The sequence below is a fragment of the Bradyrhizobium sp. USDA 372 genome (genome assembly GCF_053629095.1).
This window is the reverse complement of record NZ_JBRJHR010000001.1, coordinates 517,143-533,649: the sequence shown is the minus strand read 5'-3', so window position 1 is coordinate 533,649 and position 16,507 is coordinate 517,143. Positions and strand designations below refer to the sequence as shown.

Sequence of the window (16,507 nt, the reverse complement as noted above, 5' to 3'; positions counted from 1 at the left end):
GAGTCACGCCGGGGAGATGCGAAGCATCGAACCCGGAATGACAACGCTAATGGCCTAGGCCGCCTCCAGATCCAGATCCGCCCACACCGGCACGTGGTCCGAGGGCTTCTCCCAGCCGCGCACGTAGCTGTCGATGCCGACATTGGCGAGCCTGTCGTTGGCCTGCGGCGACAGCAGCAGATGATCGATCCGCAGCCCCTGGTTCTTCTGCCAGGCCCCGGCCTGGTAGTCCCAGAAGGTGTAGAGCCCGCCCTCGTCGCTGACGGCGCGCAAGGCGTCGGTGAGGCCGAGGCCGAGCAGGGACTGGAAGCTCTCGCGCGTCTCGGTCTTGAACAGCGCGTCCTCGGTCCAGGCAGCCGGATTGTGCACGTCGCGGGCATGCGGGATGACGTTAAAGTCGCCGGCCAGGATCAGCGGGACCTCCTCCTTGAGTCGCTCCTTCGAATAATCAAGAAGCCGCGACATCCATTTGAGCTTGTAGGGATATTTGTCGGTCCCGACCGGATTGCCATTGGGCAGGTAGAGGCAGGCGATGCGCAGCACGCCGGACTTGAGTGTCACCACGCCCTCAAGGAAGCGGGCATGGGTATCCTCGTCGTCGCCGGCGAGGCCCGACCTGGTCTCGTCGAACCGGAGCTTGGAGAGCAGGGCGACGCCGTTGAACGTCTTCTGCCCGTGCGTCACCACGTTGTAGCCGAGCGCCTCGATCTCCAGCCGCGGGAAGGCCTCGTCGACACATTTGATCTCCTGCAGGCAGACGATGTCCGGCTGGCACTCTTTCAGCCAGGTCAGGAGCAGATCGATCCGCTGCCGGACCGAGTTCACGTTCCAGGTGGCTACTCTGATAGGCATTGGGAGGGCTCCGGGCAGGGGGCTTGGTTAGAACAAAATGCAAACGTGCCCGTCAAGACGGCCGCAAAATCTCCCACAAAATTAACCCGGCTTAAGCAGGCCGCAGGCCATTGATCATCAAGAGGTTCCTCGGATGGATAGCCGGACAAGGCGATGAAGCGAACTCAGCCGCGTGACGGCCTGCTCGGCGCGTTCCTGTATTGGCTCGGCGGCTTCGAGATCGAGGACGGTCTGACGGCCGATCTCAGCGAGCGCGAGATCCGCCGCATCCGGGCCAAGCAGATCGACGCGGTGACCCAGCTGATCCCCGTGACGATGGCCGTGACGATGCTGAACGTCGCCATCGTCCTGATCCTGTTCTGGGGCAGGGGCTGGAACGACTTCCTTGCGATCTGGGGCCTGACGCTCGCCGCCACCGCTTCGCTTGCGGTGCGCGCATGGCACAAGTCGCATCAGAACCCGCCGCAGGAAGCATCGCCGCGCGCGGCGCGGCAGACGCTGCGGCAGGCGTTTTTTCTCGCCGCGATCTGGGGCGCGCTGCCGCTCGCTCTGTTCAGCCGCATCGAGCCGACCAGTCAATTGATCCTGGCCTGCCTGATGGTCGGCATGATGTCAGGCGGCGCCTTCACGCTTTCGACCTTCCCGCGCGCGGGCCTCGTCTATCTCGCCACCATGACGATCGCCTGCGCCGGCGCGCTGCTTTTGTGCGGCACCGGACCATATCTGGTGACCGCGGTGTTCCTGCTGCTGTTCGCATTCTTCATGGCGCGCAATATCGTCTCGCAGGGCAACCTCTTCCTCTGCAATCTCAAGGCCCAGCTCGAGCTCGAGCGCCAGACCGAGATCATCTCGCTGCTGCTGAAGGACTTCCAGGAGAACGCCAGCGACTGGCTCTGGCAGACCGATGCCGAGGGACGCCTCGTCGACGTGCCGCAACGCTTCGCCGACGTCGCGCAGCTGCCGCTTGCGCTGCTGAAAGGCTCGCATTTCGCCGACGTGCTCGACATGCTCTGCCCCGAGGACAAGAGCGCTGCCTACAACATCGTCGGCCTGATGGAGCAGGCCGAGCCGCTGCACGAGATGAATCTCAAGATCGTCGCAGGCGGCGAGGCGCGGCTGTGGTCGCTGACGGCGAAGCCGGCCCATGACCGTGAAGGCCATTTCCTCGGCTATCGCGGCTTCGGACGCGACGTCACCGAGCGCTGGCGCGCGGAAAAGGCCGAGGCCGAAAGCCGCGCCAAGTCCGACTTCCTCGCTGTAATGAGCCACGAGATCCGCACCCCCATGAACGGCGTGCTTGGTCTCGCCAGCATGCTGCTCGAAACCGAGCTCGATCCGGAGCAGCGCGAGGCCGTCACCACGATCCGCGAGTCCGGCGACAATCTCCAGCGCATCCTCAACGACATTCTCGACCTCTCCAAGCTGGAAGCCGGCCGCTTCCAATTCGAGGCGATCGACTTCGCGCCGCAGGCGCTGGCCGAGACGGTTGGGACCGTGGTGCGCGCCAGCGCCAAGAGCAAGGGGCTCACGGTCAAGGTCGAGCTCGATCCGAACCTGCCGCCGACGCTCCGCGGCGATGTCACGCGCATCCGCCAGGTGCTGCTCAATCTCGCCTCCAACGCGGTGAAGTTCACCGACGAAGGCGAGGTGACGATATCGGCGACCTGCCAGGCGCGGCGTGACCTGCTGGCGACCGTCGAATGGACGGTGACCGACAGCGGCATCGGCATCGCGCCCGATAAGCTCGACCTGCTGTTCAGCGATTTCGCCCAGGCCGATGCCTCGATCAGCCGCCGCTTCGGCGGCACTGGGCTTGGGCTCGCGATCTCTCGGCGCATCATCGAGCAGATGGGCGGCACTATCGGCGTCAACTCGACGCCGGGCGAGGGCTCGGCCTTCCGCTTCACGCTGGTGCTGCCCTGGAGCCAGGCGCAGGCCTCCGATCAGGCCGGCGGGCGCGACGAAGCCGATGATCTGAAAGCCCGGATCGCCAGCCTCGATCGGCCGCTGAAGGTGCTGGTCGCGGAAGACGATGCGGTCAACCGCATGGTCGTGAGCAAGATGCTGGGGGCTTTCGACGTCGAGCTGCGGGTCGTCACGGACGGGACCGAAGCCGTAGCGGCAGCCTGCGAAGGCAATTACGATGTCGTGCTGATGGACGTGCGCATGCCCGACATGGACGGGCTCGCCGCCACCCACGCGATCCGCGCGCAAGGCGGGCGCTTCGAAGCCTTGCCGATCATCGCGCTGACCGCCAATGCCTTCCCCGAGGACATCAAGATCTGCCGCGAAGCCGGTATGTCGGACTTCCTGGCCAAGCCGCTGCGCAAGCCGGCGCTGATCGGAGCGCTCCTGCGGGCGCTAGACGGTCACGTGATGTCGGAGGACGCACCGCTCCAGCCGGAGTTGATGCCGACCGAGGTGGCGTGGACGGACGAGGAAAGGCAGATAACGGGCGCGTAAGCGCGCTAGACCGAAAAGCTCGTCCCGCAGCCGCAGGACGCGGTCGCGTTCGGATTGTTGACGCGGAACGAGGCGCCGATCAGGTCGTCGACGAAATCGACCTGTGATCCCGCCAGAAACGGCTGCGAGGCGGAATCGACCAGCACCACCGCATTGTCCTGCTCGATCACGAGATCGTCGTCGGTGCGAGCGCGGTCGATGTCGAACTTGTATTGGAAGCCCGAGCAGCCGCCGCCTTCGACCGAGATGCGCAGCATCGCGCCCGACCCTTCGCCCTTGAGGATCTCCCCAATCCGGCGTGCGGCGCGGTCGCTGATGGTCACGGCACTCGTCATTGCTGGTCTCCGATAGTCCCGCGCTCATACCCAATTCATTTGGTATCGCGCGTCCGACATAGTTAAGTGCCACCATACGCAGAATCAAATGGCTAACCTAGAACTATTTAAAATCAAAGGCTTAGCAACTAGTCATTATCAGAATGATTCTCTTTTTCCCATTACGGCCACCTTCGAGGTCCGCTCTGCCCCTCATAGCGGCGCGTCGGCGTACCTAACGCCAGGTCCGCGTTGGGCCAACAGGAGACCTTCAGGCCTCGCCTGCTTTGCATCAGGAACCAGCAGACTATTCGATGGTTTCCGCTGATGCCCCTCTACACCTTTACGATCTCGGCCGGTGAGGACTTCTCAGACACGCAGGACTTGCCGGACGACGAGGCCGCTTGGCAGCAGGCCATTCGTACCTTGAAGGACGCCGAGTCGGCTCTGAGTTCCGGGAAGCTCAGTTGGTCTCTCGTTGCTGAACGTGAAGAATGCGTCTGCTTGCGAATTGACGTGGGAGCGCACAGGAAGGCCTAATTGTCAGGAGCAAGATGAAGATAGGTCGGATCAAATCCCGCGAGAGCTTCGATTTTATCATGGTCCAGTATCTGGAACTCTGATCTGTCTGCCGTTAAGAGACGCTCTCTCCTGAGGTGCTGAAGCACACGGTTGGTGTGGACCACAGAGAGCCCAAGGCAGTCTCCAAGATCGACCTGAGTAATTGGCAAGACGAACTCTCCATCCCGCGCGTGCCCAATGGCTTGGAGCCTTTTGTAAAGCTCGATCAGCAGGTGCGCCATTCGTGGTAGAGCCTCCCGTCGCCCCACGTTGACGAGCCACTCCCTGAATATGGAACCATCAATCAAGCTTTCGCGCCAAAGGGCTGCCGCAAGGTTCGGTCGCTGGCGGGTCAGGTCTCTCAGGTCTTCGTGCGTGATAAAACCCAGCACGCAGGGCGTGACGGTCATCAGGTCATGGTCCATCACCTTGAGATGCAGACTTTGGAGATCAGGCACCTCACCTGGGATATGGATGGAAAGAACCTGCCGCTCGCCATCAAGCGTTGTCTTTGAACGGAAAGCGAACCCCTCCACGATCAGGCAGCAATGTTCAGGTCGTTCGCCATCAGAAACGATTATCTCTCTGCCCCCGAGACGGTGTTGTCGTATCCGAAGCGCCTGGATGGCACGTATATCATCACTGTCGAGACGGTTAGATACAGCCAGTTTCGTGATTAATGCAGAAGCTAGGTTCGCTGACATTGGGTGTTCCTGGTAAGGGGCGGCCCGGATGTCTTCGACACTCCGGCCTCAGTAGGCGGGAGTGTGAACTCTCAGCGCCGGCGCCCAATACTCGTCTGCCCGCGATACGGAACCAACGCAATGTTATGGGATCGTTCCACAAACGTATCATGAACTATGATTTAGCTAACGCAGGATAACTTTAGTCCTCCGTCGAGGAATCGGAGGTACGCCACAAGCTGAAAGAGATTGAACGTGAGTCTTACTTCGGCGCTAATTTGCGAGCCATATCGTCTTGCCCTACCGCCAATCTGTCATAGGCGTCTGCCATCCGGCTGTATTGAGCGCTCGTCTCCGGATCTTTCATCAGATCGCTCTTGGCTCGAAATTCTTCGGCTTGGTCGCGGTACCGCCTTGCGTTCGCTGAGTAATCCATCTAATCGCGATCTTCTCGGTACGCTTTGCTTTCCGTCCGATACATTGCGCTCTCCATCACGCAGAGACGAAGTGCCTCGCGACTATGCAGTTGTTCGGCCTGCAAGGCGTGTTTTGTCTTTTGAAGAGCCTGACTCTCTTCGATGGCTAGCTGAGCTCGATCAAGCAGCGGATCATTCATCTCGCGACAATGCCTGCGGAGAATTTCCGTTGCCACGTCCTATGTTATCTTCCTTGTTTTGCATCGGAAAAGGCTTGTAGGTCTCACGGCCCAGGAAGGTATCGGGCCGCGACTGCCGCAACACCTCCATAGCCTCGCGAACGGTCTCACGCGCCATTTCGATGTGCGCGGCATCGCTTTGCAATGGGTAATGAACTTGACGGATGGGCATGGCGTGCTCCCTGTCTTGCAGGCGGGAGCACAGAAGCGTCTCTCAGCCATCGACGCCTACGGGCAGAGCCACGGCCGATGATGGGGAACAATTATCACAACGGCCTAAAGGTTCCACGGAATTTTGATCCGGCACGGCCGCATCACGGGGCATTCTCTTGGGGTCAAAACGCGAAGAACTCAGATTGAGCAAATCTGTTCTGGCTCAATGGGCGGACCTCCGAGCGCCAAGGCGCAACTTCGCAGATGGGCCAACAGCCGGCGTTCACTCGCCTTCACTCAGGCCGGTGGATTGGACAGCTGTGTTAGAAGGCGCTCAACATCTTGTTCGTGTAGTCGCTGGGTGTCTCGCAGAGTGGCAAGAATCTTCCGGGCTTCCGCCGTGTCGTGGCCGTCCCGGTCGAGCTCGGCAATCAGGCTTTCCTGCCTGGCAATGTGTTTCTCGCCCATGCTTGCGTGCCGTTGGGCCAGAGCAAGGTGCTGTTGGAGAATTTCGCGGTCCATGGCTTTGTCTCAGGCGCTTTCGTTGCGGCATCCACTTTCTCAGAACAGCGCGTTAGTCTTACCCGCGTGGCCCCTTCACCTTACGACAGAAAACCGCGGAGCCGCCAGCTTGTCAGGCGGTACGCGAAGCGGCGTAAACGTTGTATCGGTCTGCTGAGCGCGCTTGCAATTGGGGCAGAGGAAAAGGTGCGCGATGAAGGGCTCGCGGGCGTCTCTCACCAACTCCGAGCGAAACCATCGCATGGCGACATGACAATTGGGGCAGTCCGGTGCTTCGAGGCGCTCCAGCGCGTTCCTTAATCCGTCCATGCCTGCCCCCACGTGATCGGGAAACCTTAGCAAGCAACGAGCCCTCGCAATGTATCAAAAGATACAATCCCAGATTAACAACTTTCTGCAGGCCTGCTTTGGGTCATAAGCCGCCGATCGCAGCTAAGGTGCGAGACTTCCGATGTGCGTTTGTGAGCGGACGGTTCTGAGTACAGGGCCTTAGATGGGAAAAGACCCCTGTTCGCGCTGGAGGAGAATAGCTTTGGCACTCTCAGGAATTAGTTTGTTCTGTATCCCTCTTATGATCACATAAGGCTGCATCATTGGGTCTTTGAAGCGGAACGTTTGCTTCCTATCGCCTCCACGTTTGATGAGGATGTTTCCGCCGTCGTCTGAGGAAAAGCGCCTGAGATGCTTCTCAAAGTGAGCGATGCGCTTTTTCTCCTTCATGATCGCGCTGTATGGCTCCACCACGTCGTTGGCGGTGAAAAAACCTTCCTCGTCAGCTTTGGCTAGTGCGCAAGCTAAGAGGGAATGTTCGAAATTGTTGTCTTGATTGCTACGAAGAGCATCCCGGTACGCTTCCTTGAAAGACTTCTCCGACCCTTCGATGAAGCGGGTCATTGATGCCTCAACGTCTTCATTTGTAACTTCGGTGCGGTGATTATCGATCGCATGAAGGGCGGCAAATTTTGACAGCGTTTGCGTGAAGTAGGGCAACCCCCGTGACAGCACTATAATGGTCCACATGGCATCGCCAGAGAATGTCATCACTGTCCGGTTTGCGCGCTTCTGGATTATTTCCTTAAGTTCAGCATCGGACATTCGGTTAAGCGAAATCTGAACGATCGCGCGATCGATCGAGGCGTGATCTTCAATCAACTCCGAAATGTTTTCGGCGACCCCCACTAGGATGACCGTGGTAGAGATAGTGAAATCGTAGAATTCTTTGATGAGGTTCGCAGTTAGCTTCTTAGCCTCTTCGTCGGATACTTCGCTGTACTCGTCTATGATGATGATTGGCAGGGCATTCGCCTTGCACTTTTGGAGTTCGCGCCGGACTTGCGACGGAGTGATCGTTTCGTAGTCAGCGCTAAACTGGACGTAATCAGATTTTCCGGTAGCGTCACCGGCAGCCTTTAGTTCTTCTAATGCTCGCAGCCAAAGAGACGAAAAACTGTCGTGCGGTCCGGCTTGAACGCGCGCAATGATGAAACTTTTGAGCGTCTTGCTGAAGCGCTTCCAGAATACGTTTGAGAGCGAGGTTTTTCCGACGCCTTTTTCGCCGAAAAGTACGACGTGTTTTGATTTGGAAAAAACGGCTTCGATGATGCGACGCACTTCCGACGATCGACCAGCGAAGAGATCCTCCTCATCGACGGGCGCGCCATCGAACAACTGTTGAATGTCAAACGCGAGCTGTGCCCAGTCGTCCTCGGTTCTCGGCTTTGGGCTCGATGATTTGGCAGGAGGCATGCGTCTGCTTTCAGCTTAGGGCGTTGAGTAAGTTGTCCATGCGTTGAGTAATTAGTAGTTGCATTGAGTATCATGGGGTTGTCGTTGAGTAAACGGCTAAATGCGTTGACTATCTTTTTTAGCCCGAAGCGCCGGGACGGAAATGGCCCCAACCGCTGTCTGGACGGGCTGGCGCGCAGCCAAAGGAGATCACCTCTTCTTCCAGAGATGCGGGGATCGCCCTGTGAGGGATTCACGTTCCGAGACAAGTGTCCTAGTCTGCCGGCGGGGGTCCAATTAGGACAGTCGCAAGGTGTGTTGACCGCCGAGGCCGTCGATCATGCCAATTACACCGAGAGGCATCCTGAACATCTGTGCGGCTGTTGCCCGTTCGCATGGAAAGCAGGGCGAGGTCATTGCCATCGCAATAGGCCGGATCGACCTAAACGAACTTTTCGGAACCGGTCCTGGTAAACTGGCCTTAAAGCGCTTGAAGTACATTTATCGGAAAGTCCAAGGGGGTCGTGAGTACGTTTACTTTCGCATGCCGAACGGCCAGCTCTTTCCTCTCCCGGCGGATGAGCATTCGGCTGAGTTTCATAGGCAATATAAGCGCTGCCTTCGGTTGTTGCCGATACATCGGCGATCATCGAGAGCACTTCCCAAAAACACAGCATGAACGACTATGGAACAAAAATGGGGCAAAAGTTGTGGGAAGTTCTTGAATAAAAACAACAGCTTGCTGACAAATGGATAGGGACTAAATTCGCCGTGTCCGTCGGAATGGCAGCCCCCCGCGCGCCCTATGCCTGCGACCCCGACCGCAGCCGCGGCCGGCTGGTCACCGAGCCCCCGAGCCGGACCCGCAGCCCGTTCCGGCGAGATTGCGACCGGGTGATCCATTCCACCGCGTTCCGTCGCCTGAAGTACAAGACCCAGGTGTTCGTGTTCCACGAGGGCGACCACTACCGCACCCGGCTGACTCATTCGCTGGAGGTGGCCCAGATCGCCCGCGCATTGGCCCGGCAACTCGGGCTCGACGAGGATCTCACCGAGACATTGGCCTTGGCGCACGACCTCGGTCATCCGCCGTTCGGGCATGCCGGGGAACGGGCCCTGGACGCGTGCCTGAAGGAGTTCGGGGGCTTCGACCACAATGCCCAGACGCTGCGCGTCGTGGCTTCGCTCGAGCACCGCTATCCCGAATTCGACGGGCTCAACCTGACCTGGGAATCGCTGGAAGGCATCGTCAAGCACAACGGTCCGCTGACCGACCGCAGCGGCGCCCCGGTCGGGCGCTACCGCGAGCATGGCGTTCCCGTCGGGATTGCCGAGTACATCAAGACCTACGATCTCGAATTGTGGAGCTTTGCCTCGCTGGAGGCGCAGGTCGCCGCGATCGCCGATGACATCGCCTATGACGCCCACGACATCGATGACGGCCTGCGCGCCGGCCTGTTCCACCTCGACGATCTCAAGGTGATGCCGCTGACGGCGGAGATCATCGCCGAGACTGCGGCACATTATCCCGATCTTGAAGACGTCCGCCGCGGTGCTGAACTGGTGCGCGAGCTGATCTCGCACCTGATCGGCGCGGTGTTCGCGGAGACAGGGAAGAAACTCGCTGCCGTGAAGCCGCAATCGGCCCAGGACGTCCGCCGGCAAAGCCAGGCGCTGGTCGCGTTTCCCGCCGAGGTGGCGGAGGAAGAGGCCGCCATCAAGGCCTTCCTGTACCAGCACATGTACCGCCACGAGCGGGTGATGCGGGTGATGGGCGAGGCCGAGCAGATCCTGTTCGACCTGTTCGCAAAATACCTGAAGTCCCCCAGCGAGCTGCCGCCGGAATGGCTGCTGGGGTCGGAGGCGGACGACGAGGGCGACCGGGCCCGCCGGATCGGCAATTTCATTGCCGGAATGACCGACCGCTTCGCCCTGACCGAGCACCAGCGGCTCTTTGACTCGACCCCGGATTTGCGTTAGGCGGCGGCCATGCCCCAGACATCCTCATCGCTGCATCTGTTCGCCGACGTGCTCGCACGCGTGCACGCTGCCTGCCGCGCGCTTGCGGCAGACGCCAACTGGCCCGAGGGCATCGATTTCTCCCGCGTCGTGGTCGAGCCGCCGCGCGATGCCTCCCATGGCGACATGGCGACCAATGCCGCCATGGTGCTTGCGAAAGAGGCAAAGGCAAAGCCGCGCGATCTCGCCGAGCAGATTGCCGAACGGCTGCGTTCCGACGCGCTGATCGCCAAGGTCGATGTCGCCGGTCCCGGCTTCATCAATCTGACGCTGAAGCCGGCTGCCTGGGCCGAGGCGCTGCGTACCGTGCTGCGCGAAGGTGCCGATTACGGCCGCATCGACGGCGGCTCCAAGGTCAATGTCGAATACGTCTCGGCCAATCCGACCGGACCGATGCATGTCGGCCATTGCCGCGGCGCCGTGTTCGGCGACGCGCTGGCGAGCCTGCTCCAGTTCGCCGGCCACGACGTCACGCGCGAATATTACATCAACGATGCCGGCGCCCAGGTCGACGTGCTCGCGCGCTCGGCCTTCCTGAGGTATCGCGAGGCGCTCGGCGAGGACATCGGGGCCATTCCGGAAGGGCTCTATCCCGGCGACTATCTGAAGCCGGTCGGCGAGGCGCTGGCGAAAGAGCACGGCGACAAGCTGCTCGCCAGAAGTGAGGCCGAGTGGCTGCCGATCGTGCGCGCCAAGGCGATCGCGATGATGATGGACGAGATCAAGGACGATCTCGCCGCGCTCAACATCCGCCACGACGTGTTCTTCTCCGAGCGCTCGCTGATCGAGACCGGCAACAACAAGGTTGCCGAGACCATCGACTTCCTGCGCGCCAAGGGCGACATCTATGAGGGGCGCCTGCCGCCGCCGAAGGGCGCGCCGGTCGAGGATTGGGAAGACCGCGAGCAGCTGCTGTTCAGGGCGACCGCCTACGGCGACGACGTCGATCGCCCGCTGATCAAATCGGACAATTCCTACACCTACTTCGCCTCCGATATTGCCTATCACAAGAACAAGTTCGACCGCGGCTTTGCCGAGATGATCGACGTCTGGGGCGCCGATCATGGCGGCTACATCAAGCGCATGCAGGCCGCCGTGAAAGCGACGACCTCGGGCAAGGGATCCCTCGACGTCAAGATCGTCCAGCTCGTGAAGCTCTTGCGCAACGGCGAGCCGGTGAAGATGTCCAAGCGGAGCGGGGACTTCGTCACCTTGCGTGAGGTGGTGGATGAAGTCGGCCAGGACGCCGTCCGCTTCATGATGCTGTACCGGAAGAACGACGCGGTGCTCGATTTCGACCTCGCCAAGGTCATGGAACAGTCGCGCGACAACCCGGTGTTCTACGTCCAATACGGCCACGCCCGCGGCCACTCGATCTTCCGCAACGCCCGCGCCGAGGTGTTCCCGGAACTCCCGGAGGATGCCGGCGCGCGGATCGCCTGGCTTGCTGAGTCGGCGGTTGAGCGGCTGTCGGACCCGGTCGAGCTCGATCTTCTTAAGCGCCTCGCAATTTATCCGCGCATGCTCGAGGCTGCCGCCGCGGCCCATGAGCCACACCGAATTGCCTTCTATCTCTATGACTTAGCGAGCGAATTTCACGCACTTTGGACGAAAGGGCGCGATTTGCCCTATTTACGCTTCATTATCAATAATGATGCAGATCTTACAAAGGCGCGATTGGCAATGGTCCAGGGCGTCGTCTCGGTCCTGGCATCGGGCCTCGCCATCCTCGGCGTCCATGCCCCGGACGAGATGCGGTAGTTTGGGGCGAACTACTTAATTCGGGGGTAACCGGCAGAAGCCGGATCGCTTAGACTTGGTTGAAAGCCTTGTGGGTCGAAAGCCGTGCCTTGGTCGAGGGGCGCGCGGCTTTCCCGAAGGGACGCATCATCACGATGGCCGAACGATATCAGGACAGACCGTTTCCTTCCGATGACTATGGTCGCGGTGGCGATCAGCATGGGAAGGCGGAAAGCGATCCCTTGGCCGAGCTCGCCCGTCTGATCGGGCAGACCGATCCGTTCGCCGCGCAGTCGCGGCCGACGGCACGTCCGCCGGCAGCGCCCTCTCAGAGCTATCAGGACGACGATTACCGCCAGGTCGATGATCAGCAGGATTACGCCGAGCAGGTGCCGCCGCCCGGGCCGCCCTCATGGATGCGGCGCGCCAACGTGCAACCGCAGCCGGCACCGGCGCCGGAGCCTGACTATCCCGTTTCGGTAAGCCCGGTTCACCCGCTGCATCGCTACACGGCCAAGCCTGCCGCGCCCGAGCCTGTCGTTCATCAGCCTCAGGCCTACCAGGACCACTCCTATCAAGATCAGACTTATCAGGAGCAGGCCTATCAGCAGCACGGTCAGGCCCACCAGGAGCAGTCGTATCAGGAGCCGTATGCGCAGCCCGATCCGTCGCGCTACGACGATGCGCTCTATGGTCGGCTGGAGACGGGCGAGCAGGACTTTCAGCGCGAGCCGGCCTATCCCGACGACCCTTATGCCTACCAAAGCGACTTTCCCGAGGACGAGGTCGAGGAGCCGAAGAAGCAGCGCGGCGGCATGATGACGGTTGCGGCGATCCTGGCGCTTGCCGTGGTCGGCACCGGCGCCGCGTTTGCCTACAAGACCTATATCGGCTCGCCCCGCAGCGGCGAGCCGCCGATCATCAAGGCCGACAACACGCCGACCAAGATCGTGCCGGCGCCGACGGACTCCGCGGCCAAGGTGCCGGACCGCATGGTCAGCGGTGACGGCACTGAAAAGATCGTGCCGCGCGAGGAGGCGCCCGTCGACGTCAACGCCAAGGCGGGCGGGCCGCGCGTGGTGTTCCCGCCGCTGAACCAGAATGCGAACCCGCCGTCGGTGGCGAGCGTGTCGCCGTCCACCGTGCCGCCGCCGAGCGCGGGCCCGACTCCAAGCAACGGCACCATGCCGAACAATTCGCCGCGCCCGATCAGGACCGTGGCGGTGAAGGGTGACCAGACCGATAGCGCCGTGCCGCAATCGGCTGCCGCCAAGCCGACGGCCGCCGCGCCGAAGCCTGTTGCCGCGCCAGTTGCGCCCGCCGCGCCGCGCAATCCGCCGACCTCGGCCAATGCCAGTGCCAACCAGCCGATGTCGCTCGCGCCGCAATCGGCACCGGCGGCCGAGCCGCCGCAGCGGATGGCGGCCACCAACCCGACGCAGATTGCGCCCACCAGCAGCGGCGGCGGCTACATCGTGCAAGTCTCCTCGCAGCAGAGCGAGGACAGCGCCGCCGCGTCCTACCGGGTGCTTCAGGGCAAGTACGGCAGCGTGCTCGGATCCCGCTCGCCGGTGATCAAGCGGGTCGATCTGACCGATAAGGGCAAGGGGATCGTCTACCGCGCCTTCGCCGGACCCTATGGCTCGGTCCAGGAAGCGACGCAGGCTTGCAACAATCTGAAGGCCGCAGGGCTGTCCGACTGCTTCGTCCAGAGGAATTAACGGCGGTTTCCTTGACCCCCTGACGGGGCAGGGTTAATCGGCCGTTATGAGCACGCGGGCCTTCATTACCGGCGTATCCGGAACGGAACTGACCGCCGCCGAGCGGGAGTTTATCCGTGCCGAACGCCCATGGGGCTTCATCTTGTTCAAGCGCAATGTCGCGACACCGGCGCAAGTTGCTGCGTTGGTTGCGGAATTGCGTTCAGTCGCGAATGCCCCCGAGGCGCCCGTCCTGATCGACCAGGAGGGCGGACGGGTGCAGCGGCTAGGGCCGCCGCACTGGCCGGTTTATCCGCCGGGAGCCGTTTTCGCGAATTTGTACGACACTGATTCGGCCCTCGGGCTCGCTGCGGCGCGCCTCAGTGCGCGCCTGATCGCAGCCGATCTCGTTGATCTCGGCATCACCGTGGATTGCCTGCCGCTGGCGGACGTGCCGGTGCCGGGCGCTGACGCGGTCATCGGCAACCGGGCCTACGGCACGGAGCCGGGCAAAGTCGCGGCGATTGCCCGCGCAGTCACCGAGGGCCTGGAGCAGGGCGGCGTGCTCCCGGTGCTCAAGCACATTCCCGGGCATGGCCGCGCCACCGCCGACACCCATTTCAAGCTGCCAACCGTCGACACGCCCCTGGACGAGCTGGAGCGGACCGATTTCGCCGCGTTCAAGCCGCTGGCTGATCTGCCGATGGCCATGACTGCACATGTTGTGTTTAGCGCCTTCGACCCCGCCCATCCGGCGACGACATCTGCGACAATGATTGCTGACGTGATTCGCGGCGCAATCGGGTTCCAGGGTTTGTTAATGAGTGATGACGTGTCGATGAACGCGCTGTCGGGAAATATCGCCGAGCGGACCCGCGCGATCTTCGCGGCCGGCTGCGACGTGGCCCTGCATTGCAACGGCAGCATCGAGGAGATGCGCGACGTCGCCAGTCAGGCTCCTGAACTGGCCGGCCGGGCGTTGGAGCGGGCGAAAGCCGCGCTCGCCGCACGCAAGCCGCCGCAGCCGTTCGACCGCGTGGCCGCACGCACTGAGCTGGACGCATTGATCGCACGGGCAAACACGGCATCGGCATGACCGCAGAAATCCTATCGTTCGAAACCGGGCGGCCCGCAGAGCTCGCCGAGGGTGAGCCGGCGTTGGTGGTGGACGTCGAGGGCTATGAGGGCCCGCTCGATTTGTTGCTCGCGCTGGCGCGACAGCAGAAGGTCGACCTCGCCAAGATCTCGATCCTGGCGCTCGCCGACCAGTACCTCCATTTCATCGAAGCCGCGCGAAAGATCCGGCTGGAGCTCGCCGCGGACTATCTGGTGATGGCCGCATGGCTCGCCTTCCTGAAGTCGCGTCTGCTGCTGCCGGAGCCGCCGAGCGCGGAAGGCCCGAGCGCCGAGCAGATGGCCACGGCGCTCGCCAACCGCCTGCGCCGGCTGGAAGCCATTCGCGAAGCCGCCAACCGGCTGATGAACAGGCCGCAATTGCAGCGCGACATCTTCCCGCGCGGCGAGCCCGAGCACATCGCCGAGATCAAGCATCCGAAATACACGGCCACGCTCTACGACCTGCTCACCGCCTATGCCGCGCAGCGCCAGTCGCGTGTGCTGGCGAGCGTGCATCTGGCCAAGCGCACGGTGTGGTCGCTCGCCGAGGCACGCGCCACGCTGGAGCGGCTGGTCGGCAGCATCACCGAGCAGGACGATTGGGGTGTTCTCGACGACTTCCTGATCCGGCATGTCGCCGACCCGACGCAGCGCGCAACGGTGTTCGCCTCGAGCTTTGCCGCCGCGCTCGAATTGGTGCGCGAAGGTCAGCTCGAGCTGAACCAGAAGGAAGCGTTTGCGCCGATCTATTTCCGGAAGGGGCGCCCAAAACCGGTTCCGGACGCAGCTCCTGCGCCTGATGCGCCGGTCGCTTAAGTGCAAGAAGGAGAATCTGCCATGGCAAGCCTGGCTGAAGTGCGGGTAGAAGAGGCCGAGCCGATGGAGAACGAATCCCAGGCGCGCCCCGAGGAATTGCGGCTGCTGGAGGCGCTGCTGTTCGCCTCGAGTGAACCGCTGGACACCGCGACGTTGGCCAAGCGCATGCCCGAAGGCGTCGACGTCAAGGCTGCGCTCGAGCAATTGCAGGCCGATTATGCCTCGCGCGGCGTCAACCTCGTCCGCGTCGCAAACAAATGGACGTTCCGCACCGCCGGCGATCTGGCCTGGCTGATGACGCGCGAGAGCACCGAGACCCGGCGCCTGTCGCGTGCCGCGATCGAGGTGCTGGCGATCATCGCCTATCACCAGCCGGTGACGCGGGCCGAGATCGAGGAGATCCGCGGCGTCGTCACGTCGAAGGGCACGCTCGACGTGCTGCTGGAGACCGGCTGGATCAAGCCGCGCGGCCGTCGCAAGACGCCCGGCCGTCCGCTCACCTTCGGAACCACGGAGGAGTTCCTGTCGCAGTTCACCCTGGAGCAGCTCGGCGACCTCCCGGGCCTGGAAGAGCTCAAGGGCACTGGCCTCCTGGATTCGCGCCTGCCGACCGGCTTCAGCGTGCCGACGCCGTCGGATGATCCGGCCCTGCGTGAGGACGAGGATCCGCTGGAACCGGGCGATGACCTCGATCTCGCGCTCGCGCCTGCGGTCGATCCCGAGAGCCCGCCGGATGGCGGCAATGAGGGGGGCGGCGAGGGCGGCACCGAAGAGTGACGCCCCGGCGAAATACGGGCCCCTGCGACAGTTAACACTAGCAAGATTGCGTAGCGCCGACAGCGAATTGGCGCCGCCTTGGTCCTTGTTTTTGAGACCTGCCAAGCCTAGGTTTCGGTGAAGATCGGCCGGGTCCCCGGCCATGCGCGTTTGGAGGGTTGCAGGATGGGTTCACTCAGCATTTGGCACTGGATCTTGGTGATCGCAGTGGTCCTGCTGCTGTTCGGCCGCGGCAAGATTTCGGATCTGATGGGCGACGTGGCGCAGGGCATCAAGGCGTTCAAGAAGGGCATGCAGGACGACGACAAGCCTGCCGAGAAGCCCGAGCCGGCCAAGTCGATCGAGCACAATGCGGCGCCGACCGCGGCACGGTCCGACGTCGGCAGCAAGGCCGTCTGAGCCGGAAGCAGC

14 protein-coding genes are annotated in these 16,507 nt (G+C 62.1%); 8 read left to right on the top strand and 6 right to left on the bottom strand.

Annotated features, from left to right (window positions below; all coding sequences use genetic code 11):
- Positions 1 to 54: 54 nt before the first annotated feature.
- Positions 55 to 852 (bottom strand): exodeoxyribonuclease III, encoded by a 798-nt coding sequence (gene xth / locus AB7M16_RS02585; protein WP_453943051.1) that lies wholly within the window; start codon positions 850 to 852, stop codon positions 55 to 57.
- A 153-nt stretch (positions 853 to 1,005) separates the two neighbouring features.
- Here xth and AB7M16_RS02580 point away from each other — a divergent pair, with 153 nt between their 5' ends.
- Positions 1,006 to 3,315: an ATP-binding protein gene (locus tag AB7M16_RS02580; RefSeq protein ID WP_453943050.1), complete on the top strand. Its 2,310-nt coding sequence runs from the start codon at positions 1,006 to 1,008 to the stop codon at positions 3,313 to 3,315.
- 5 nt (positions 3,316 to 3,320) lie between these two features.
- On the opposite strand, the gene erpA is transcribed toward AB7M16_RS02580, so the two are convergent.
- From erpA to AB7M16_RS02555, 5 genes are all read right to left on the bottom strand, one after another.
- Positions 3,321 to 3,650, bottom strand: coding sequence for an iron-sulfur cluster insertion protein ErpA (gene erpA / locus AB7M16_RS02575; protein ID WP_172783659.1), 330 nt, complete (start codon positions 3,648 to 3,650; stop codon positions 3,321 to 3,323).
- Positions 3,651 to 4,165: 515 nt separating this feature from the next.
- Positions 4,166 to 4,894, bottom strand: coding sequence for a Crp/Fnr family transcriptional regulator (locus AB7M16_RS02570; RefSeq protein WP_453943049.1), 729 nt, complete (start codon positions 4,892 to 4,894; stop codon positions 4,166 to 4,168).
- 587 nt (positions 4,895 to 5,481) lie between these two features.
- Complete coding sequence (locus AB7M16_RS02565) at positions 5,482 to 5,700, bottom strand: hypothetical protein (protein WP_453943048.1); 219 nt, start codon at positions 5,698 to 5,700, stop codon at positions 5,482 to 5,484.
- 278 nt (positions 5,701 to 5,978) lie between these two features.
- A complete protein-coding gene (locus AB7M16_RS02560) occupies positions 5,979 to 6,203 on the bottom strand; it encodes a hypothetical protein (protein ID WP_453943047.1) in 225 nt (74 codons plus the stop codon).
- A gap of 489 nt (positions 6,204 to 6,692) precedes the next feature.
- Complete coding sequence (locus AB7M16_RS02555) at positions 6,693 to 7,949, bottom strand: nSTAND1 domain-containing NTPase (RefSeq protein WP_453943046.1); 1,257 nt, start codon at positions 7,947 to 7,949, stop codon at positions 6,693 to 6,695.
- Between the two features lie 750 nt (positions 7,950 to 8,699).
- Here AB7M16_RS02555 and AB7M16_RS02550 point away from each other — a divergent pair.
- The 7 genes from AB7M16_RS02550 (at position 8,700) to AB7M16_RS02520 (ending at position 16,495) form a co-directional block, all read left to right on the top strand.
- Positions 8,700 to 9,908 (top strand): deoxyguanosinetriphosphate triphosphohydrolase, encoded by a 1,209-nt coding sequence (locus tag AB7M16_RS02550; protein ID WP_453943045.1) that lies wholly within the window; start codon positions 8,700 to 8,702, stop codon positions 9,906 to 9,908.
- Positions 9,909 to 9,917: 9 nt separating this feature from the next.
- Positions 9,918 to 11,708, top strand: coding sequence for an arginine--tRNA ligase (gene argS, locus AB7M16_RS02545; RefSeq protein WP_453943044.1), 1,791 nt, complete (start codon positions 9,918 to 9,920; stop codon positions 11,706 to 11,708).
- 134 nt (positions 11,709 to 11,842) lie between these two features.
- On the top strand, positions 11,843 to 13,408 hold the full coding sequence (locus AB7M16_RS02540; RefSeq protein WP_172783662.1) for an SPOR domain-containing protein: 1,566 nt from the start codon (positions 11,843 to 11,845) through the stop codon (positions 13,406 to 13,408).
- Positions 13,409 to 13,454: 46 nt separating this feature from the next.
- On the top strand, positions 13,455 to 14,483 hold the full coding sequence (gene nagZ, locus AB7M16_RS02535) for a beta-N-acetylhexosaminidase (protein WP_453943043.1): 1,029 nt from the start codon (positions 13,455 to 13,457) through the stop codon (positions 14,481 to 14,483).
- A complete protein-coding gene (locus AB7M16_RS02530; RefSeq protein ID WP_172783664.1) occupies positions 14,480 to 15,319 on the top strand; it encodes a segregation and condensation protein A in 840 nt (279 codons plus the stop codon). The genes nagZ and AB7M16_RS02530 overlap by 4 nt, the downstream gene beginning before the upstream one ends.
- A gap of 21 nt (positions 15,320 to 15,340) precedes the next feature.
- A complete protein-coding gene (gene scpB, locus AB7M16_RS02525) occupies positions 15,341 to 16,096 on the top strand; it encodes an SMC-Scp complex subunit ScpB (protein WP_453943042.1) in 756 nt (251 codons plus the stop codon).
- Between the two features lie 165 nt (positions 16,097 to 16,261).
- Positions 16,262 to 16,495, top strand: a complete 234-nt coding sequence (locus tag AB7M16_RS02520) for a twin-arginine translocase TatA/TatE family subunit (protein WP_018642198.1) — start codon at positions 16,262 to 16,264, stop codon at positions 16,493 to 16,495.
- Positions 16,496 to 16,507 lie beyond the last annotated feature (12 nt).